Source organism: Schinkia azotoformans LMG 9581, from assembly GCF_000307855.1.
GTDB lineage: Bacteria > Bacillota > Bacilli > Bacillales > Bacillaceae_J > Schinkia > Schinkia azotoformans.
Map to the genome: position 1 here is coordinate 125984 of NZ_AJLR01000148.1, position 20754 is coordinate 146737.

General features: G+C 38.8%; 18 protein-coding genes. 1 reads left to right on the top strand and 17 read right to left on the bottom strand.

What is annotated here, in order from left to right:
* Position 1 precedes the first annotated feature (1 nt).
* The 4 genes from BAZO_RS18860 to mce all read right to left on the bottom strand — a co-directional run bounded on the left by BAZO_RS18860 (position 2) and on the right by mce (position 4506).
* Positions 2-1264, bottom strand: coding sequence for a DNA polymerase IV (locus BAZO_RS18860; RefSeq protein ID WP_003333051.1), 1263 nt, complete (start codon positions 1262-1264; stop codon positions 2-4).
* Complete coding sequence (locus BAZO_RS18865; RefSeq protein WP_003333052.1) at positions 1257-2375, bottom strand: M20/M25/M40 family metallo-hydrolase; 1119 nt, start codon at positions 2373-2375, stop codon at positions 1257-1259. Before BAZO_RS18865 ends, BAZO_RS18860 begins: the two co-directional genes overlap by 8 nt.
* 164 nt (positions 2376-2539) lie before the next feature.
* Positions 2540-4087: an acyl-CoA carboxylase subunit beta gene (locus BAZO_RS18870; RefSeq protein ID WP_003333054.1), complete on the bottom strand. Its 1548-nt coding sequence runs from the start codon at positions 4085-4087 to the stop codon at positions 2540-2542.
* A gap of 2 nt (positions 4088-4089) precedes the next feature.
* Entirely contained in the window at positions 4090-4506 is a 417-nt protein-coding gene (mce, locus tag BAZO_RS18875; RefSeq protein ID WP_003333055.1) for a methylmalonyl-CoA epimerase, read from the bottom strand.
* Between the two features lie 199 nt (positions 4507-4705).
* On the opposite strand from mce, the gene prli42 reads away from it, so the two are divergent.
* Complete coding sequence (gene prli42 / locus BAZO_RS22510; protein ID WP_157382181.1) at positions 4706-4798, top strand: stressosome-associated protein Prli42; 93 nt, start codon at positions 4706-4708, stop codon at positions 4796-4798.
* A 36-nt stretch (positions 4799-4834) separates the two neighbouring features.
* Here the strand turns inward: prli42 and BAZO_RS18880 are convergent, their stop codons facing one another.
* From BAZO_RS18880 to BAZO_RS18940, 13 genes are all read right to left on the bottom strand, one after another.
* A complete protein-coding gene (locus BAZO_RS18880) occupies positions 4835-5377 on the bottom strand; it encodes a L,D-transpeptidase (protein ID WP_003333056.1) in 543 nt (180 codons plus the stop codon).
* Positions 5378-5430: 53 nt separating this feature from the next.
* Positions 5431-6384, bottom strand: coding sequence for an aromatic acid exporter family protein (locus BAZO_RS18885; protein ID WP_003333057.1), 954 nt, complete (start codon positions 6382-6384; stop codon positions 5431-5433).
* 93 nt (positions 6385-6477) lie between these two features.
* Positions 6478-7200: an amino acid ABC transporter ATP-binding protein gene (locus BAZO_RS18890; RefSeq protein ID WP_003333058.1), complete on the bottom strand. Its 723-nt coding sequence runs from the start codon at positions 7198-7200 to the stop codon at positions 6478-6480.
* On the bottom strand, positions 7193-7852 hold the full coding sequence (locus tag BAZO_RS18895) for an amino acid ABC transporter permease (RefSeq protein WP_035196972.1): 660 nt from the start codon (positions 7850-7852) through the stop codon (positions 7193-7195). The genes BAZO_RS18890 and BAZO_RS18895 overlap by 8 nt, the downstream gene beginning before the upstream one ends.
* A gap of 86 nt (positions 7853-7938) precedes the next feature.
* Positions 7939-8748: a transporter substrate-binding domain-containing protein gene (locus tag BAZO_RS18900; RefSeq protein ID WP_003333060.1), complete on the bottom strand. Its 810-nt coding sequence runs from the start codon at positions 8746-8748 to the stop codon at positions 7939-7941.
* Between the two features lie 204 nt (positions 8749-8952).
* A complete protein-coding gene (locus BAZO_RS18905; protein ID WP_003333061.1) occupies positions 8953-9390 on the bottom strand; it encodes a BrxA/BrxB family bacilliredoxin in 438 nt (145 codons plus the stop codon).
* Positions 9391-9720: 330 nt separating this feature from the next.
* Entirely contained in the window at positions 9721-10854 is a 1134-nt protein-coding gene (meaB, locus tag BAZO_RS18910) for a methylmalonyl Co-A mutase-associated GTPase MeaB (RefSeq protein ID WP_003333062.1), read from the bottom strand.
* 3 nt (positions 10855-10857) lie between these two features.
* Positions 10858-13053 carry a methylmalonyl-CoA mutase gene (scpA, locus tag BAZO_RS18915; protein ID WP_003333063.1) on the bottom strand — a complete coding sequence of 732 codons (2196 nt, stop codon included), beginning with the start codon at positions 13051-13053 and terminating at the stop codon, positions 10858-10860.
* A gap of 1 nt (position 13054) precedes the next feature.
* A complete protein-coding gene (locus BAZO_RS18920) occupies positions 13055-15196 on the bottom strand; it encodes a methylmalonyl-CoA mutase family protein (protein WP_003333065.1) in 2142 nt (713 codons plus the stop codon).
* A gap of 256 nt (positions 15197-15452) precedes the next feature.
* Positions 15453-16709, bottom strand: a complete 1257-nt coding sequence (locus BAZO_RS18925) for a J domain-containing protein (RefSeq protein WP_003333066.1) — start codon at positions 16707-16709, stop codon at positions 15453-15455.
* Positions 16710-16730: 21 nt separating this feature from the next.
* Positions 16731-18599: an Hsp70 family protein gene (locus BAZO_RS18930; RefSeq protein ID WP_003333067.1), complete on the bottom strand. Its 1869-nt coding sequence runs from the start codon at positions 18597-18599 to the stop codon at positions 16731-16733.
* Positions 18589-19233, bottom strand: a complete 645-nt coding sequence (locus tag BAZO_RS18935) for a nucleotide exchange factor GrpE (protein WP_003333068.1) — start codon at positions 19231-19233, stop codon at positions 18589-18591. The genes BAZO_RS18930 and BAZO_RS18935 overlap by 11 nt, the downstream gene beginning before the upstream one ends.
* A gap of 196 nt (positions 19234-19429) precedes the next feature.
* On the bottom strand, positions 19430-20737 hold the full coding sequence (locus BAZO_RS18940) for a dihydrolipoamide acetyltransferase family protein (protein ID WP_003333069.1): 1308 nt from the start codon (positions 20735-20737) through the stop codon (positions 19430-19432).
* Between the last annotated feature and the right edge of the window lie 17 nt (positions 20738-20754).

Below are 20754 nucleotides of genomic sequence, written 5' to 3' on the forward strand. Positions count from 1 at the left end.
ATCACTCCTCCTTTCTCCACTTATAATCTTGTAAAAAATCCTTTTGAAAGCTTGTTGTCGGGGTACTAGTTTGAGGTGGTTTTGTTAAACCTTTCACGATAATGTCATCCCCATACTTGTCCTTAAGCTTTTCCATTGTATTAATTAAAGGTTCGTCCTTCGCTTCTTCTTCAAATGTAAAAAGATTAAGCTGCTTTGTTGAATCATTCTTTTCTTCGAGGTCCTGTGCCGTAATCCCCAGCAAGCGAATCGGTTCCTCCGACCAATGCTTTTTAAATAAATACCATGCAGCATTAAAAATATCTTCTTTTGCATGAATCGCATATTTTAGCTTACGACTTCTTGTCACTGTTTCACGGTTATAATAGCGAATTGTAATTTGGATATTCCAGGAAACAACATGATGTCGTTGCATTCTTCGCTCAACAGATCCGGCTAAACGGTTTAAAACCCCTTTGATCTCTTCTTCATCCGTCGTATCAGCCTTTAACGTTGTTGAATTCCCGATACTCTTAAACTCAGAAACCGCATCAGGATCAACCGGGCGGAAGTCCTCTCCGTTCGCTCTTGCTTTTAAACGAATCCCATTAATCCCTAACAGCTGTTTTAATTGATAGTCATTCGCTTTAGCGAGTTCACCAATGGTCGTGATCCCAATTTTGTTCAACTTCTCAGCCGTTCGTCTGCCGATCCCATGCATATTTTCAACCTTTAACGGCCAAAGCTTGGATGGGACGTCTCGTTTTCGTAAAATCGTGATGCCAAGCGGCTTCTTCATACCTGAAGCCGTTTTGGCAAGAAATTTATTCGGTGCAATTCCAATACTGCAAGGCAACTGTAATTCAGCTAAAATTTCTGCTTGGATTTTTTTCGCTATTTCAATCGGCGAACCTAAGTTTATACACTCTGTAATATCCATATACCCTTCATCAATCGATACAGGTTGAATGAGGGAACTATATTTTGCAAGAATTTGAAACATCGAAATAGAAGCTTTTCGATATTTTTCAAAATCAGGCGGCAAAACAATCAGCTCCGGGCATAGCTTTTTTGCTTCCCAAAGCGGCATTGTTGTTTTAACACCTTTCGCCCTTGCTTCATAACTGCAAGTAACGATGATTCCGCGCCGTTCCTCAGGATTACCAGCCACTGCCAGTGGCTTTCCTTTTAACGAGGGATTATAAGCCATTTCAACCGATGCATAAAAGCTGTTCATATCGACATGAAGAATGACCCGGCCTTTTTTGGGATAAAAGTTATCCATTTGCTACTTCTTTAATAATGGACACTACAAGTTCAGCCGTCTTTACTAATTCTTCAATCCTCATTTTTTCATTTGTCGTATGAATATCCTCGTAGCCGACAGCAAGATTTACAGTAGGGATCCCATGTCCTACAAAGACATTGGCATCACTGCCCCCTCCTGAATGTTCAAGCTTTGGTGTGCGGCCAATATTTGTAATCGCTTTTTTGGCTAATTCAACAACATGGTCACCGTCACCGTATTTAAATCCAGGATACATGACTTCAACGTCGACAATTGCTTCCCCACCCATTTCCTTTGCCGTTGTTTCAAATGCTTCTTTCATTTTGGCAACCTGAGCATGCATTTTTTCATCGATTAAGGAACGTGCTTCTGCTAATATTTCAACATAATCGCAGACGATATTCGTTTGGCTTCCACCCTCAAATCTGCCAATATTAGCAGTAGTCTCTTCATCGATTCTCCCTAAAGGCATTTTAGCAATCGATTTAGCAGCAATTATGATTGCGGAAACGCCTTTTTCCGGAGCAACACCAGCATGAGCTGTTTTCCCTTTAATGACGGTTTTTATTTTCGCTTGCGTTGGTGCAGCAACAACGATATTGCCAACGTCCCCATCGCTATCCAATGCATAGCCAAATTTCGCAGTCATTAAAGCGGGATCGAGTGCTTTCGCTCCTACAAGCCCTGATTCTTCACCAACAGTAATGACAAATTCAATTGTTCCATGTTCAATATTTTGTTCTTTTAATACTTTAATGGCTTCAAGCATTGCTGCTAAACCAGCCTTATCATCCGCACCTAAAATGGTCGTCCCATCCGTTACAATACGGTCGCCTTTAATAGAAGGTTTTACACCTTTTCCAGGGACAACAGTATCCATATGGGAAGTAAAATAAATGGTATCAACGTTTTTTGTACCTTGAAGGGTGCATACTAAGTTGCCTGCTCCATGCCCTGTCTGTGCCGTAGTATCTTTTTCAACGACATTTAACCCAAGCTCTTGAAATTTCTTTGTTAATACTTTTGCGATTTCCGCTTCATATTTTGTTTCAGAATCTACTTGAACAAGCTCCATAAATTCTTGGACAATACGGTCTTTATTTATCATAAAAAAACCTCCTCTGTTAACTTATACCAACTATTATAATAATAATTTTTTTAAAGACAAAATGAAAGCGATGCATCGTAAAAATGATGCATCGCTTTTCAATGTCCAGCTCCAGCGACCAGCGACTCGTAAACTTCACTGAACGGTCGCTTCCGCTTTTCTATTTACAACGGAATATTTCCGTGTTTTTTCTTAGGTCTTGTATCCTTTTTATTGCGAAGCATTTCGAGCGCTTGGATCAGTTTAATCCTTGTTTCACGCGGATCGATTACATCGTCAACCATACCACGGGATGCTGCTACGTAAGGATTTGCGAATTTATCGCGGTATTCATTGATTTTTTCTTGGCGTTTTGCTTCTGGATCTTCACTTTCATTAATTTCCCGGGCAAAGATAATGTTCGCTGCACCTTGAGGTCCCATAACGGCGATTTCAGCATTCGGCCATGCATAGACGATATCTGCACCAATCGATTTACTGTTTAAAGCCACATAGGCACCACCATAGGCTTTACGTAAAATGACTGTAAGCTTAGGTACTGTCGCTTCTGAGTATGCATAAAGAATTTTCGCACCATGACGAATGATACCACCATGTTCCTGCTTAATTCCTGGGAAGAAGCCTGTTACATCCTCAAACGTAATGATCGGAATATTGAAGGAATCACAGAATCGAATAAAACGGGCTGCTTTATCGGAAGAATCGATATCTAAGCCACCGGCCATGACCTTTGGCTGATTACATATTAATCCGACAACCTCACCTTTTATTCGTGCTAAACCGATTACAACGTTTTTAGCAAAGCCAGCCTGAATTTCCATAAATGAATCTTTATCAACGACTTGATCAATTACCACCCTTACATCATACGGGCGAACAGCATCAAACGGGATCGCTTCCGTTAAATCAGGACGATAGTCTTCTTCATTTTTGTATTCTGTGATCGGTGGTTTTTCTTCATTACTTTGTGGTAAATAGCTCAACAAGCGTCGTACATCATTTAACACTTGCTCCTCACTTTCAGCGTGAAAATGAGCATTACCACTAATAGTATTATGAACTTTAGCACCGCCAAGGTCTTCAGCTGAAATTTGCTCACCAGTAACTGTTTCAATTACCTTAGGCCCAGTGATAAACATTTGACTCGTTTTATCAACCATGAATACAAAATCTGTAATAGCCGGAGAGTACACCGCACCACCGGCACAAGGTCCCATGATTACTGAGATTTGCGGTACAACACCTGAATAAATGGAGTTTCGATAGAAGATGTGACCATACCCATCCAATGATAGAACACCCTCTTGAATTCTCGCACCACCTGAATCATTTAGACCAATGATCGGCGCCCCGTTTTGAACGGCAAGGTCCATAATTTTAGAAATTTTCTTTGCATGCATTTCACCTAAGGCTCCACCAAACACAGTGAAATCCTGTGAAAACACGAATACAAGTCTTCCATTTACCTTTCCGTAACCAGTTACAACACCCTCGCCAGGACCTTTTTGATCAGCCATCCCGAAGTCTACGCAACGGTGGTCAATAAATGGATCTGTTTCAACAAAGGTACCTTTATCTAATAAAAGTTCGATGCGCTCTCTGGCCGTTAGTTTCCCTTTCTCATGCTGTTTCTCAATGCGGTCATCCCCGCCACCCATTTCTACCTCGCGACGGCGGTCATATAATTCATTAATTTTTTCATAAATATCCACGTTTATTGCTCCTCCTTTTGCGGCTTCTCACATAATTCATATAATACTCCACCAGTGGACTTTGGATGCATAAAGGCAATTTGTGCGCCACCAGCACCAGATTTGGGCTCATCATTGATCATTCTTAAGCCTTTTTCTTTAATTTCTTTCACTCTATTTTTTATATCATCTACCCCTAGTGCGATATGATGAATACCTTCTCCCTTTTTCTCAATAAACTTGGCAATCGGGCTTTCATTATTTAAAGGCTCTAAAAGTTCTATTTTTGATTCCCCGACCTTTAAAAATGCAACTTTTACACCTTCAGATTCAACCTCTTCAATACCTAATAGTTTAAGTTTTAGATGTTCTGTGTAAAGTGGTAAAGATGCTTCCAATGATTTAACTGCAATCCCTATATGGTCTATTTTTTTAGCCACTTCTTCTTCTCCTCCTTATTTTTTGACGGCCAATGTCGCACCTTAATAATTTCGAGTTTTGCCCTCTTAATTCCTGCTAAAAAAATTAAGAATTTACAATTTTTTATCTAATTCGACAACGGATTTCCCCTTGTCCCAAACTATAGATAAAGGGTACAATAATTTTATAATTGCTTATACGGATATAGGGGGCTTTTTAATGAATCGTAAAATGATGAAGCTAATGGTTTATTTAATGCTGTTTACTATGTTATTAACAACTCTATTCGCTGGAATTAGTTTTTTATTTTAATAACGAAAAGGGCTGCACCTAAAAGGTGGCAGCCCTTCATTGTAGAAAATATTTTAAGTCGTGAGGGTGTTCCCTTGGAATGGCCCCGTACTCCTGCCCAAGTTTCTTAAAAGTTAAATCAGACGATACAATTACAATTTGGGTCCCTATCGGTATATGAGTAAATAGCTCCTCCACCTCTTCATTGTACAGTCGAATACAGCCTTGCGTGATATAGCGACCTATCGAATCGGGATTATTATTACCGTGAACCCCGTATGTTCTCCCATCTGTATTTTCCGCGTCAAAACCAATCCATCTTGTTCCAAGTGGATTTTCTTTTGCACCACCCGGAATATCTTTCTTTCGATAATACGGATTCACAGCTTTAACTGTTACCGTAAATTTCCCTACTGGTGTAAGATCAGCTTCTTTTCCAGTTGCTATTTTATAAATTTTTTGGATTTGACCTTCGTTGATATAGGCTAATTCATTTATTTTTTTATTAACGATTAGAAAAGGATCGCCAACAATTGGATTTTCACCTATCGGCCATAATGGAGACAGTAGTAAAATAAAAACAAGCAAATTTGAAAGCATAGGATTTCATCCTCAAACTGTTTTTGAGTATAGTTTCTGCCTCACGATTGTTTTCATACATCGCTGTCCCGATAATATCTTTTAATATTTAAATATTTTTCAAGCTCCCATAAAAAGTTTAGTAGTGAAGCACGAATTTCAAATTCCTCACGTGTTTTGGGCAGCTCCATATCTCTAAACGTTCTTTGCAGGTCTTCTAATTTCGCTAAAAAAACAATGGCCGTATTGTTCGAAGACACAGCATCTGCTATTTCGTCAATTAAATCAGCTATCATTTTTGAATGAACCATTGAGATTTTTAATGATGTGACAAGCGGCAGCATTCTTTCAATTACTTCGAATTGCTTTTCCCTCATTTTAAAATAATTGAAGTAGGCATCATCATATCCAAGGAAGCGGTTCTCAATATGTATGACAGCATAAGCTTTAGCCTCTTCAATTATTTTATAGGATTCCGTAATTTCTTTCCCATCCCAAAGGTGGTCTCCTTCTTTTAAATAAATCGATATTTCCTTAAGGATTTTCTTATATTTCCCTTCCAATTGTTTTTGAAGTTGAAGGAGTTTATCTTCATTACTGGGCATATAGAGGTTCATAATTAACGCAACACCGATACCAATAATGATAGTTATAATACCGTTCGCAATCGTTCCCCAAGTCATTTCTTTAAGCATATAAAACTGAAGAATAATAACGGAACTTGTTACGATACCTTCTTTCACATTTAAACGGACTGTGGTTGGGATAAAGAGTAATAATAATAATCCAATGACGATAGGATAATAGCCAATTCCTTCAAAAAATACAAAGGAAAATCCGATACCGATCAGAGCCGCAACAAATCTCGCCCAGGCTGTTTTAACCGACTTTTTTTTCGTTGTTTGAATACATAGCATCGTCAATATTCCAGCCGAGGCGTAGTTATGTAATCCTAAAAATTTAGCAATAGAAACCGCAATGACGACACCAATTGCTGTTTTTAACGTTCTGGAACCAATTTTAAACATAAAGGTTCTCCTTTTACTATTAGTTAAGCCCATTCCATTATAAACGAAAAAGAGGTGAATCGAATCGCCTCTTTTTCAAATTTCTTCAATTTTTTATAGAATTTTATCTAAAAATGCTTTTGCACGCTCGGATTTTGGATTGGAGAAAAACTCCTGTGGTGGTGCATCCTCAACAAGAACACCATCATCTAAAAATAAAACCCGATCGGCTACTTCTTTTGCAAAGCCCATTTCATGGGTAACAATCGCCATTGTCATCCCCGTATGGGCTAAGGTCTTCATAACGTCCAGAACCTCTTTAACCATCTCAGGGTCAAGGGCTGATGTCGGTTCATCAAATAACATCGCATCCGGCTCCATTGCTAAAGCCCTTGCAATCGCGACACGCTGCTTTTGACCACCTGATAAGCGGTTTGGATATTCATCAGCCTTCGCGAGTAACCCTACTTTATCAAGTAATTCCTTTGCTTTCTTCTCCGCTTCTTCCTTTGATAATCCTTTTACCTTCATTGGAGAATATGTTAAGTTTCCCAGCACAGTCATATGCGGAAATAGATGAAAGTGTTGAAAAACCATTCCGATTTTTTGTCTGACCTTCATAATATTTGTTTTTGGATTTGTTATTTCATCATCATCTATCCAAATTTTCCCTTTAGTTGGGTTTTCTAATTTATTTAAGCATCTTAAAAAAGTCGATTTTCCCGAACCAGACGGACCGATAATTGCTACAACCGCACCATCATCAATGGTAGTTGAAATTCCTTTTAAGACGTCTAATTTACCGAATGTTTTGTGCAAATTTTCTACTTTAATCACTACGCTTCATTCTCCTCTCAAACTTTTTACCAAGAAGAGTTAAACCCATAACCATTATATAATAAATAACACCTGCAATTAGCATTGGCGGTAAAAATGAGTAGTGATCACCACCAACAATATAAGAGCGGCGCATAATATCTGTTACTCCAATAACAGAGACAAGAGCAGACTCCTTTGTTAAGGTGATAAATTCATTCATTAACGCAGGGAGTATATTTTTCATCGCTTGCGGTAAAATGATATCCTTCATCATTTGTCCATACGGAACACCAAGTGCCATTGCTGCTTCCCGTTGTCCTTTATCAACCGCTTCAATACCGGCACGGATAATTTCCGAAACATAGGCCCCCGAATTAAACCCGAACGCTAAAACAGCAGCTAAAAAAGAAGAAATTTGATAGTCGATTAATTGCGGTAAACCATAGTAAATGATAAATAGCTGTAAAATTAACGGTGTGCCTCTAAATACAGATGTATAAGCATCTCCAAACCATTGGAGGATGCCAATTCTTGAAATTTTAAATAGACTTAAGATAATTCCTAGAACAAATCCTAAAGCTATCGAAACAGCAACAATTTGTATAGTGACCCCGATCCCTTTTACAATATAAGGGACGGATGGCATAATTGGTCCAAAATCCAAACTAATGACACCTCATTTCTTTTTCACAAGAAAAGCGGCAAACCCACTGATTAGCCGCTTTCGTTTATTTTTTCTATTATTTACTAAAATTATTATTGTTCTCCACCGAACCATTTAACAGCAAGTTGCTCAAGTTCCCCATTTTCTTTCATTTCAGCAATTACTTTGTTAAATTCAGCTACAAGCTCGTCCTTTCCTTTTGGAAATGCAATTGCAAAACCATTTTCTTCGTCACCTTCAAGCGTAAAGCCTGCTAAGTCTTGATTTTTGTCTAAATATCCTTTAGCAATAGCATCTTCTAGGATCACTGCGTCAAAACGACCAGCTTTTAACTCTTGGACAATCTCAGGAACACGGTTTCTGCTATCAATTTTAATATCGGTAGTTTCTTTAATTTCTTTTGCTTTGTCTTCTTGAATTGAGGCTGTTTGAACACCAACCGTTTTTCCTGCTAATTCCTCAACAGATGTAAGTGGTGCGTCTTTTTTAAATACGATCATTTGGTCAGCTGAATAATAAATATCAGAAAAATCAACGCTCTCTTTACGTTCATCCGTTGCAGACATACCTGATAATACAATATCAACACGGTTAGATTTTAGTGCCTCAATTAATCCAGCAAAATCCATGTCTTGAATTTCGATTTCATATCCAAGTTTTTCAGTGATGGCATTTGCTAAGTCGATATCAAAGCCGATAATATCCTCGCCTTTAGCTGTATCTACAAATTCAAATGGGGGAAAATCTGCTGATGTTCCCATTTTAAGTATTTTCTTTTCTGCTACATCGCTACCTGTGTTATCCGCTGTTTGTTCAGTATCTTTACTGCCACCTTGTCCACAAGCAGCCAACAGTCCAATTAATAAAAGTGACATTAAAGCATAACTAAATAATTTTTTCAAAATAACTTCCTCCTTTTAATTTATAATGTAATTCACGTTGTTTAAAGGTTAATAAATATGAATTTGGGTTAATATTTATACGTTAAATTGAATTTTATCATGTTTCTCGTGGGAATCAATAGGTTTTTAAATAATTTCAAAATAAAAATATTTCGGAATAATTAACAAAAGGAAGACCGTATTGGTCCTCCCCTCATCCAATTTTTAAATTTCTTCACAATGTTTTTCAAAAATTCCTTGGAGTTTTTGTACAACTTCCACTGGCTCTGAGCCTTCGATTTCATGGCGTTCTAGCATTGCGACACATTTACCATCCTTCATTAACGCGAATGAAGGGGAGGATGGTGGGTACCCTTCAAAATACTCACGTGCTTTTTCCGTTGCTTCTTTGTCCTGGCCTGCAAATACCGTAATCATATGATCAGGTACTTTATCATAATGGATCGCATGCGCTGCAGCTGGACGTGCTAAACCACCCGCACAACCACAAACTGAATTAACTAAAACTAACGTTGTACCAGATTGTTTGAAAGCTTCTTCTACTTCCGCTGGCGTCTTTGCTTCCGTGAAGCCGGCAGCAACTGCTTCCTTTCTGGCATTGTTTACAATGTCATTCATGAACATATCATAACTCATATTCATCTATTTCACTCCTACCTTTTTCCAAGTTATTAGAAAAACACGATATTTGCCCACAATGGCAAATGTCGATGTATTTCTTATACTATAAGTATAAAATAATAGTAGCAATTTAAAGGGTTAGAAGCAACTTTAATACACTTTAAAAATAAACGTCATTTTCAATGTTTATTTCGTAATTGTCTGGGTACTATAATAATAAATCTAGGCCCCATACCCCTAGACTCCCTAGATTTGAAGGTGAGTTACCCCCATCACTCACCTTCTTTTTTGTCTAAAAAAGGTGGTGAGTGCTTTGTAAGCATCTAACCACCTTTTTATTTTTCAACTAAACTATTGCTCGTATTGATCAAATAAATATTTTACGGCTTGCGTAACAGGTTGTTGGCCAGTGATGACTGCTTGCTCGGTTTCCGGTAACACTTTTTTCACTTCAGGATGGTTAAAGAACTTCTGTTCAAGCTGGTCTTTGATCATGGCATAGATCCAATCTCTAACTTGTGATTGTCTTCTTTTTTCTAAGACACCGGAAGCTTGGACCGTTTTTTGGAAGTTTTTCATCTCCTCCCAAATCGTATCAATACCCCTTCCATAATAACCTGAACAAGTGAAGGCTTTCGTTTCCCAGCCCTCTGTCGCCGGTCTGAGGTAATGCAGGATTTGATTGTACTCTTTTTGGGCAATGAACGCTTTCTGCTCATTATCACCATCCGCTTTATTTACGATGATAATATCAGCAAGTTCCATAACACCTTTTTTCATACCTTGAAGCTCATCACCTGCACCGGTTAATACAATTAAGGCAAACATATCAACCATTGAACGGACAACAACTTCACTTTGGCCAACTCCGATTGTTTCAATTAAAATAACATCATACCCTGCAGCCTCACATAAAAGCATCGTTTCTCTTGTTTTTCGGTTTACACCACCAAGTGTCCCGCCTGATGGAGATGGACGAATAAAGGCATTTTTCTCTCGGGTTAGCTTTTCCATTCGCGTTTTATCACCAAGGACGCTACCGCCAGTGATACTGCTTGAGGGATCTACCGCCAAGACAGCAACACGTAATCCGAGATCGCATAGATAGCAGCCAAGTGCTTCAATAAACGTACTTTTACCAGCACCTGGAACCCCTGTAATACCAATTCTTAGCGCCTTACCTGTATATGGGAGTATGCAGTTAAGAATTTGTTGCGCCTTTTCGATATGTTTATATGCGTTGCTTTCCACAAGTGTGATTGCTCGAGCCAGAATTGGGCGATCATTATTTAGAATTCCATTTACAACTTCATCAAGAGACAGACCACGTTTTACTGGTGTCTCCGGCTGTGTTTGTGGTTTCGAATCACTCGTACTAAAGCCGTCATGACCACCTTGCACACCCTTCATAACCTTCGTAGTAAAGCCTTTTGTTGCATTTTCAGGCACCCATTCTGGTCTGTTTTCTTGGATATCCTCCGTCATAAATTAAAACACATCCTCGGACTCAATAATACGGCGATTGATTTCTTCCATTACCTTTTGCGCGGATACAGGAATAACCGTACCCGGTCCAAAGATGGCAGTTGCCCCTTGCTCATACAAATATTCATAATCTTGAGCAGGAATTACTCCACCACAAACAACGATAATGTCTTCACGACCTAAACGTTTTAGCTCAGCCATTAATTGAGGAAGCAATGTTTTATGACCTGCAGCAAGGGAACTCATTCCAATAACATGAACGTCATTTTCAACTGCTTGCTGTGCTGTTTCCTCTGGTGTTTGGAATAGCGGACCAACATCGACGTCAAATCCTAAATCGGCAAATGCTGTTGCGACAACCTTTGCTCCGCGGTCATGTCCATCCTGTCCCATTTTCGCAACCATAATACGTGGGCGTCTGCCTTCTCTTTCTGCAAAATCATCTGTCATCTCTTTTACATTATTGATGGCTTCTTCATCACTGAATTCAGTTGAATACACACCACTTATAGAACGAATGACAGCTTTATGGCGACCTGATACCTTTTCAATTGCATCAGAAATTTCTCCTAAAGAGGCACGGACGCGTGCTGCCTCAACAGATAACGCTAATAAATTTCCCTCACCTGTTTCTGCTGCTTTCGTCAATGCTTCCAGTGCTGCTTGTACTTTTGCTTCATCACGATTCTCACGAAGTTGTTTTAATCTTTCAAGCTGCTGTTCGCGAACAGCTGTATTATCAACCTCTAAAATATCAATTGGCTCTTCTTTATCTAGACGGTATTTATTGACACCAATAATGGACTCTACTCCTGAATCAATCCGGGCTTGACGACGGGCTGCAGCTTCTTCTATTCTCATTTTTGGAAGCCCAGTTTCAATCGCTTTCGCCATTCCACCTAACTTTTCAACTTCCTCAATATGATTCCATGCGCGCTCCACTAGTTTTCCGGTCAAATATTCCACATAGTAGGAACCAGCCCAAGGGTCAATGACATTACATATTCCTGTTTCGTCTTGTAAATATAGCTGTGTATTACGAGCAATACGTGCTGAAAAATCTGTTGGCAAGGCTATCGCTTCATCCAATGCATTCGTATGCAAGGATTGCGTATGACCAAGTGCTGCTGCCATTGCTTCCACGCAAGTACGAGTTACGTTATTAAATGGATCCTGCTCTGTTAAGCTCCAACCAGATGTTTGCGAATGTGTACGCAAGGCTAAAGATTTTTGATTTTTCGGATTGAATTGCTTCATTAATTTAGCCCAAATTAAACGACCAGCTCTCATCTTCGCAACTTCCATGAAATAATTCATGCCAATAGCCCAGAAGAAAGATAGGCGCGGTGCAAACTTATCAACATCAATACCCGCTTTTAATCCTGTGCGAACATATTCGACACCGTCAGCGAGTGTATAGGCAAGCTCAATATCAGCCGGAGCACCAGCTTCTTGCATATGGTATCCCGATATACTAATAGAGTTGAATTTAGGCATGTACTGGGATGTATACTCAAAAATATCTGCAATAATCTTCATAGACATATCCGGTGGATAAATATAAGTATTACGCACCATATATTCTTTTAATATATCATTCTGAATTGTTCCAGAAAGCTGTTCTGGTTTTACCCCTTGTTCTTCAGCAGTTACAATGTAGAATGCCATGATCGGTAAAACAGCACCATTCATTGTCATTGAAACTGACATTTGATCGAGCGGAATTCCATCAAACAGTATTTTCATATCCAAAATAGAATCAATGGCAACCCCTGCTTTTCCTACATCTCCAACTACACGCGGATGGTCGGAATCATAACCACGGTGGGTCGCTAAGTCAAAGGCTACTGAAAGTCCCTTTTGTCCTGCTGCTAAATTCCGGCGGTAAAAGGCATTACTTTCTTCGGCTGTTGAAAATCCGGCATATTGGCGCACTGTCCAAGGACGAGCAACATACATCGTTGGATATGGGCCCCTCAAGTATGGGGGAATACCAGGCATGTAATCCATATAATCGTTATCAACAATATCTTCCTTCGAATACATCGGTTTCACTTTGATTTGTTCATTTGTTGTAAAAAGCAGATCTTCGAAAGAGCCGTCAATTGTCGTTTCCACTTGTTTTTTCCATTGTTCTGAATCAACCTGAGATTGTTTTGATTGATAGGAAATCTGAGTAAAATCTAATCTTTTGCTCATATTAGTTTACCCCCTTACGCTCTTGAAGTCTGGCAAGAGTTTGATAGCAATTTGATTTAACATGGATAAACTCATCAACACCAGCCTCAACATATTGGCTCTCAAGCTCTGGCGATGGTTTTCCAGCTACTAAAATATAAATATCTTTATTATTATTTTTCAACTCTTTTGCAATCGCTGGTACAAATTCTTCATATTGCTCGTCCGTACCACAAATTGTAACGATATCAATTCCGGATTCCAAGGCGGCTTTAACAGCCTCTTCACTTGATGCAAATCCAGATGTTGTTACAGACTCAAATCCTCCAGCGGCAAAGAATCCAGCTGAAAAATCAGCGCGTGCTTTATGTTTTGGAATAGATCCAAGATTAGCAAAGAAAATCTTTGGATATTGTCCATTTTTTTCTTTATAGCTTTCTGAAGCCTGTCTTAATTGTTCAAAGCCTTCAGCACCACGTTGGAACGTTAATTTCTCAAGTTCTGCACCTTTACAATTTTCGGCTAATTGATCGATCATTTCACCAATCGTTGCGCCCATTGCTGCCGCATTGATAAATGCCGGAACCAACTGTCCGTCATTTGTCACAGCTACTTTTACTTCTTCAAGGGCTTTAATTACGTCTTCACGTTTAGCTGCTTTTTTAGCTTTAATTCTTTCAATCAGAGGTGCCTTGAAACCTTCTATCGCTTCTCTAATTTGTAATGGTTTCTCATCCAAATTTGGATACATATTTGTTCCAACAATCCGATCTTTACGATATTCAATATTATTTTTCTTTTGTTTTGCTGTAGCAGTTACTTTTTGTTGAATCAATCCCGCTTTTAATGATTCGTACATTCCGCCGTTCTTTTCAACCTCTTGGAACAGTTCCCATGCCTTACTAGCTACTGCATCTGTTAATGACTCAACATACCAAGAACCGCCAGCAGGGTCCACAATTTGGTTCAATAATGATTCTTCTTGAAGAATGATTTGTGTATTTCGTGCGATACGACGTGAGAATGTGTCATCTGGTCTAATAGCCTCATCAAATGGAGAAACATGCATACTATTCGCTCCACCAACGGCACCGGCAAATGCCTCTGTTGTTGTTCTAAGCATATTCACATATGGGTCATAGACCGTTTTTGTCCAGTTTGAGGAACGGACATGAATATACATTTTTTGCGCTTGTTTAGAACCACCAAAGCTCTCCACAATTTTAGACCATAACATTCTAGCTGCACGAAGCTTCGCAATTTCCATAAATACATTGGAGCCAACAGCAAATGAAAAATACACTTGGTTAGCAATCCCATCTATTTCTAATCCACGATCAAGCATTTCATTTATATATTCAACCCCTGTTGCCAGTGCAAACGCCAATTCTTCTGTCGCACTTCCGCCTGCATTGTGGTAAAGCTCAGCTTGAATATAAATCGTTTTAACGTTTGGAGAATTCTGATTGGACCATTTTGCTAACTGTGCCATTGTATTATAGAGTCTTTTTATACCTAGCTTAGATTTCCCAGAAGCAACAACAGTTCCAATAGGATCTAATCCGATAAAGGCGACTAAATCTTTAATGTTAATATTTTGGTCCTTTGCATATGCAACGAGGCTTGCATATAACGGAAGTGTGCTGATGCCCGTTTGCATGAACAAGCGGTGCTCTTCTAGGTCAATGTTTGCCAATGCGTCACGAAGATCGTTAATGGAAGCAACAGGTACTCCGTTTAAGCCAACTAAAGCTTCTTCCGCTTCATCTGCGTCATATCCTCTTTTTGTAGCTTCATCAACAACTAAATTTACCATGGTTTGACCGCGCTTAAGATCTTCGATGATAGCCTTATTGAATTGCTTTGCACTTCTTCCCGTTATTTCTTGGGCGATATCCCAAGCTTTTGCGGAATTTCGGAGATAATCTGCACCTCTAACAAATGAGCCTTCGCCTGGCAGATCATTTACATGGGAGAGATTTTCTACATCCTTTTGTACGTATAATGGTTTAAGTTCAATGCCTTCATACGTTTTCGTCATTAGGGTTTCAAATGATTTTCCTTTTAGCGACTCTTCAGCTGTTTCCTTCCATTTCTGAACATCAGGAAAAGGAAATTCGCAAAACTTCTTTAAATCAAACTTTGACTCTTTTTCTGTTTTCATAAAGTTCATCCCCTTGCGGAGATTCCTCCACCCCTTTCCTAAAAAAGTTAAACAAACCTTTGTTTTAATTTTCTAAAAAGTCGAAACCTAATTATATAGTATTATAAATGACCGCATGTTACAATAATGCACTTTAGCTAATAGTGTGATTCAGCAATAATTTGTAGAAAAATGTCAAATGACAGCAAAAAATTTTCAACCAATATTTTGTTAACTATAAAAAACCCTATCCATTTTGAATAGAGTTTTTTAAAATTTACTTTAATCGTCTACGTGCTTCCCGGTTTAGATTAGAAGTTTTATCTGCAAATAACTTATCCCAGTCATTCTTATAACGGCGATAAATGAGCGGATATTTTTTTTGTATCCGTTTGATTCCTGCTGCAAATTCCTCATCTAATTGTTCAAGCTCATGCCATATTTCAATTGGGATCATACTTTTATGATATGCAACGATCTCTTCATTTCCCATTTCTTCATAAAACCAAGTCATTGCTTGAGTAGCAACCAATGGAAATAATTCTCCATCTTCAAAAAAACGATCGATTTCTTTCTGAACCCTCGAAAGTTCCTGTATGTTGGCTCTGTTCTCAATTACAAAAGGATGCTTTGGATCCATAAAACGAAGAAGATCCATATAGAAGGAAGCAGCTCTAAAATGATTGCCTTCTATATAGTTTTCACATTCATTAATAAGCGAGCTTGTCACCATAAGTTTATCATCTTCAACAGTAATCGACTTTAAAAATTTTCGCACCCTTTTTTGAACTTTATCAGTCAGTTGCCACTTTTCTAAATAGATCATTGTATTGATCCATTCGATAAAAAGGAAGATGTAATCGGGTTCTTCATCCTCTATAGCTGCAATTTCCAAATCAAATAGCTTCATCGCTTCTTCTTCTCGATCCAACGCTTGATAAACTTGAATATAAATGATTCTATATGGATCGGTATTATTAGGATATTTTTCACTTAACAAATTCAATACATCAAGTGCCTCTTCTGAATAATCCATATCATTTAGCATTTTTGCCTTCATTGCAAGTACACTTGCTTTTTCCTCTTCTGTTGTTGCACTCTCAAACAGAAGTTGTATTTGTTGATCAAAGCTCTTTAAATCCTCTTTCGCAATATATATTTGCGCTAATCCCATGTGGGCGCCTATCATATCAGGTGCCACTTTTAGAATATCAAAAAATAACGCCTCTGCTTTATCCCAGTTCTCCTGTTGCATATATTCATTAGCTTCTTCTGCTAATTGTTCGAGTGAGCCCCCAAATTTCCGGATTAAGTTATATTCTTGGCGTTTAATCGGATCACGCAGTACTTCATAGGCTCTTCTAATTCGTTCAAATTCTTCTGGGTGCTGTTCTGGCGGAAATTCTTTTACAAGTTTAATATAATTTTCCTTAATTCTTTCAGGTCTACTATTTGAACGAAGACCTAACACTTTATAATGATTTTCTACTTTTGGCTTGCTTCGTCTTTTCTTTCTCGTCTTTATTGTATCCATTTATTCTCCCATCCTTACAGGCTATAATTCAAGATCAATTAAAGCGTCAGTTGCTTCATCAATTGCTTTCTCCAATTGCTCAACATCATTTTTAGCAACAGCTTCATCAAGTAAATCAATAACCAGCCGCACCTGATTTCGGTTGCTTTCATCAACTTTATCCAATAAGTTCAAGGCTCGCTCCCTTAATTGGATTGCTTCTTCTTGAATAACAGATGGGGTCAACTCTTCATCCTCAAATTCCTCATCAATATCGCTATCATCCAAGTCTACTTCACCCAACAAATCATCTATCATTTCCCAATCTTCGTCAGTATAATCGCTCTCGTCATTATCATCTAAATCAGCAGTTCTCCATAAACTTTCGAGGCGTTGGACACTTTCCTGGAAAGATTCATTTGAATCACGTCGCAATGCATCTTGCACAACGACACTCATTTCCTTGCCTGTCGATACACATTTCGCAGACACCTCAAGAATTCCATTCAAATTATAGCGAAACGTCACGTCAACCTCTTCTTGCTTATTGAAATTCTCTGGTATTCCTTCCAGCAAAAACTCACCCAACCGATGATTATGTTTGACCCACTCATGTTCACCTTGATAAATTTCAATTGATACCACTGTTTGCCCTGGTGCTGATGTACCGAATTTTTCCGTCCTTGTAACAGGGATCGTCGTATTTCTAGGAATAATCGGAGCAAAACCTCCCGGACGTTGAGTAAGGCCTTTCCACTCTTTTAATACAGCAATCCCCATTGAAAATGGGGCCACATCAGTAGCAACAAGCCCACTTTCCGATAAGGCACCTGATTTTAAGCCCGCTTGAACGGCAGCACCTAACGCAACTGCTTCATCTGGATGTACATCTGTTCTTGGCTCTTTACCAAATAAATTCCTTATTAACTCAGCCACCCTAGGAATTCTTGTGGAGCCGCCCACCAATAGAATTTCGTCAATTTCCTGTGGACTAGACCCAGCATCTTTTAAAACGGCAGATATACTTTCGATTGTTTCTTGTAGTTGATTATCAATTAAAGCAATAAATTGCTCACGTGTAATCTCCGTTGAAATACCGACTGGTTTATTATCCTTAACTGTTACTAATGGCAGTTCAACTGCGACAGAAGTATTTTCACTTAATTGTATTTTAATTTTTTCCGCTTCATCTTTTAACAATGCCTTTGCTCGAATATCTTCACGAGGGTCGACACCTGCATTGCTTATTATTTTTTCAGCTAAAAAATCAACGATTCTCCAATCGAAATCTTCCCCACCTAACTGGCGGTTGCCAGTTGATGCTTTAACCTCAAGCAATCCATTCATCATCTCAATAATAGACACATCAAAGGTTCCGCCACCTAGATCGTAAACAAGGTAAACCCCATCCTCATTCGTATGGTCAAGTCCAAAGGCAAGCGCTGCCGCAGTAGGTTCATTAATAATCCGTTCGACCACAAAACCGGCGAGCTCACCAGCTTCCTTCGTTGCTCGGCGTTGTTCATCTGTAAAATAGGCCGGAACCGTAATCACCGCTTCCTTCTCGCCTTCACCGTATAGCGCATCAACATTTCTTTTCAATTCTTTTATAATAAGGGCCGATACTTCTTGGGGAAGCAGAGCTTGTCCCGCAATTGAAATTGGTGTATCCGATCCCATTTGTCGTTTGACTGCGGCAATGGAACGATCCGGCATAGCCACAAGTCCCGCTCGGGCATCTTCACCAACAATAACATTTCCCTTAAGATCAATGAGAACAACCGAAGGAACAATCCTTTTCCCTTCTGGTGATTCAATAATTGCTGGTTTTCCATTATGTATATAGGCGATAGCAGAATTGGTCGTACCAAGATCAATGCCAACAATCGGTCGAAAATTATTATTTGTCAAAAGAATCATCCTTTTCTAAAGTAATGACTTGCGCTTTTCGCAACAAGCTGCCATTTTCCCATTTAAATCCTCTTTGCAGCACTTCAACAATCTGATAAGGGGTCAATTCTAATGTTGATATGCCATTGTATTTCATTGTAGCTTCTTTTTTGGGTATTGTTGCCATAGCTTCTGCCAAGGTTGGGTCAAAGCTGGTGCCAAGCACTTGCAACTCATGAATACCTAAGCCTTTTAATTGAGCCAGGATATCCACGCTCCACTGCCTCAATATCCTACTCCATGCTTCCTGTTCCTCGCCTGTCAAACGTGTACATAGCATATCAAGATCATCTAACCAGTGAATGAGTGATTGCAAGATCTCGTTTGTTTTTGCTTCCATTTGAAAAATGCGCCGCTCTTGATCTTCGTTGTCATCTTCCTGCTTTTTAATAATGAATCCAATAGTCTCATGCAATCCATCTATTTTTTCTTGAATATCTTTGCTTGTTTTATACTGCAAGCGGCTTAATTTGGTTACTTGCTCACTCAATATTTTATATTGTTCTTCAAAAATGCTATTTTGTTCTTTTAATTGCTGAATGGCTTCCAATTCAGGAGAAGACTTTCGATTCTCTTTCCAAAACCACCTTACCATACGGCTTCCTCCCATTTTGATGCTATTATTTAATGAATATTTTATCATAGAAGTAAGGATATATAATCATTTGTATTAACGCTATCGTTGCTTTTTTCGGATTAATGATATCAAAATTACACTATGATTGTTAGTGATTTTTTCCAAAGTATTGTTGGAATACAAAAAGTCGTGGAATGTCCACGACTTTTTGTATTTAATAAACCGATATATTTTCTTTAGAGCTGTTTTCTAGTATTTCCTTTACTCTTGCAAGGAAACGTCCACATACAAGGCCGTCTAAGACGCGGTGATCAAGGGACATACAAAGATTTACCATATCACGGGCTGCAAACATTCCACCATTCATAATAACTGGGCGTTTCACGATCGATTCTACTTGCAAAATAGCTGCCTGTGGATAATTAATAATCCCCATGGATTGGACAGAGCCAAAAGAGCCCGTATTGTTTACGGTGAAAGTGCCACCTTGCATATCAGCAGGGGTAAGTTTTCCTGTTCTCACCTTTTGAGCCAGCTCACTTATTTCCCTAGCAATCCCTTTAATTGACTTTTCATCAGCGTTTTTAATTACGGGTACATATAAAGCTTCCTCTGTTGCGACAGCGATTGAAATATTGATATCTTTCTTTTGGATAATTTTATCGCCAGCCCAAGTAGAATTGATGGCAGGATATTCTTTAAGGGCAGATGCAACAGCTTTCACGAAGAACGCAAAATAGGTTAATGAGAAACCTTCTTTTTTCTTAAAATCATCTTTTATTAAATCCCGAAATGCTACGAGATTCGTAACGTCTACTTCGACCATTGTCCAAGCATGTGGGATTTCATGTTTCGACCTCAGCATATTGGAAGCGATGACCTTTCTTACTCCTGAAACCGGGATTTCAATATCTCCAGCTGATGTTTGCACCTGCGCTACTGAAACAGTTTCTACTTGCTTCATCGCAAATTGTTCTGTTAAAGCCGTCGATTGTACTTCTACAGATTCCGATATTGGTTGTTGTGGTCGAACTTCTCCTACTTTTGGTATATTGCCAGATTCAATTATCATCTGAAGATCTTTCCTCGTAATGCGACCACCCTTACCGGTGCCATTCACTTGTTCAAGATCAATATTATGCTCCTGTGACATTTTTAATACAGCAGGAGAATAGCGGAATTTGTTAGGTTGATCCTCATTTGTAATATCGGTTTGTGATAAATGTTGATCTACTATTTTTTGAGGATTTGCAGATATCTTCGCTCCGTTTTCTCCAGTGTCCTCTGTATCGATATAACAGATGATCTCCCCGACTGAAAGCGTATCTCCTTCACTTGCTACAAGCTCTTTCACTACTCCCGCAAAGGAGGAAGGAATTTCTGCATTTACTTTATCTGTTTGAACCTCTGCAAGTGGGTCATATTTTTTTACAATATCGCCAGGTTTAACTAACCAAGTACTAATGGTACCCTCGGTTACACTTTCACCTAATTGCGGCATTATGATTTTTTCTAAAGCCACATAAAAAACCTCCTTCT

Bases quoted from the DNA above. Each gene is read 5' to 3' on its own strand.
- BAZO_RS18925 (WP_003333066.1), bottom strand. From the start codon at position 16,709: ATGGATACAATAAAGACGAGAAAGAAAAGACGAAGCAAGCCAAAAGTA.
- BAZO_RS18865 (WP_003333052.1), bottom strand. From the start codon at position 2,375: ATGATAAATAAAGACCGTATTGTCCAAGAATTTATGGAGCTTGTTCAA.
- BAZO_RS18885 (WP_003333057.1), bottom strand. From the start codon at position 6,384: ATGTTTAAAATTGGTTCCAGAACGTTAAAAACAGCAATTGGTGTCGTC.
- BAZO_RS18920 (WP_003333065.1), bottom strand. From the start codon at position 15,196: ATGAAAACAGAAAAAGAGTCAAAGTTTGATTTAAAGAAGTTTTGCGAA.
- BAZO_RS18880 (WP_003333056.1), bottom strand. From the start codon at position 5,377: ATGCTTTCAAATTTGCTTGTTTTTATTTTACTACTGTCTCCATTATGG.
- meaB (WP_003333062.1), bottom strand. From the start codon at position 10,854: ATGACGGAGGATATCCAAGAAAACAGACCAGAATGGGTGCCTGAAAAT.
- BAZO_RS18860 (WP_003333051.1), bottom strand. From the start codon at position 1,264: ATGGATAACTTTTATCCCAAAAAAGGCCGGGTCATTCTTCATGTCGAT.
- BAZO_RS18935 (WP_003333068.1), bottom strand. From the start codon at position 19,233: ATGGTAAGGTGGTTTTGGAAAGAGAATCGAAAGTCTTCTCCTGAATTG.
- BAZO_RS18905 (WP_003333061.1), bottom strand. From the start codon at position 9,390: ATGAATATGAGTTATGATATGTTCATGAATGACATTGTAAACAATGCC.
- scpA (WP_003333063.1), bottom strand. From the start codon at position 13,053: ATGAGCAAAAGATTAGATTTTACTCAGATTTCCTATCAATCAAAACAA.
- prli42 (WP_157382181.1), top strand. From the start codon at position 4,706: ATGAATCGTAAAATGATGAAGCTAATGGTTTATTTAATGCTGTTTACT.